Origin of the sequence: Salinicola socius (genome assembly GCF_001937195.1) — a bacterium.
Taxonomy (GTDB): Bacteria; Pseudomonadota; Gammaproteobacteria; order Pseudomonadales; family Halomonadaceae; genus Salinicola; species Salinicola socius.
Genome location: NZ_MSDO01000114.1, coordinates 1 through 540 on the forward strand (window position 1 = coordinate 1; position 540 = coordinate 540).

1 protein-coding gene is annotated in these 540 nt (G+C 64.8%); it reads right to left on the reverse strand.

The genetic code is table 11. The annotated features are described in order from the left end of the window. On the reverse strand, positions 1–540 hold a 540-nt coding region (locus BTW07_RS19115), incomplete at both ends, for a tandem-95 repeat protein (RefSeq protein ID WP_144077016.1).

Below are 540 nucleotides of genomic sequence, written 5' to 3' on the forward strand. Positions count from 1 at the left end.
CGCTGTTCTCGCCGGTGGTTTGGGTGTCAGCGACGGCCACTGGAACGTCGTTGGTGCCGGTCACGGTGATGGTCACCGTCTTGGGCTCACTCACGCCACCGTCGTTATCGGTGGCGGTATAGCTGAAGGTGACGTCGCGGCTCTCGCCGGCAGCCAGACCGTCGAAGTCGGCACCCGGCGTGAAGGTGTAGGAGCCGTCGGCATTGAACGTCAGGCTGCCATTGCCAGTGCCGACATCCGTCGCCAGGTCGTAACCGGCGATCGTCCCATCGACATCGGTCGCTGCCGGGACCTGACCGGTCAGCAACGTGTTTTCTTCCGTCGTGACCGTGCCTGCCTGAGCGACCGGTGCATCGTTGGTACCGGTCACGGTGATGGTGACGGCCTTGGGCTCGCTGACCCCACCGTCGTTGTCGGTGGCGGTATAGCTGAAGGTGACGTCACGGCTCTCGCCCGCGGCGAGACTGTCGAAGTCGGTGCCGGGCGTGAAGGTGTAGGAACCGTCGGCATTGAACGTCAGGCTGCCGTTGCCGGTGCCGA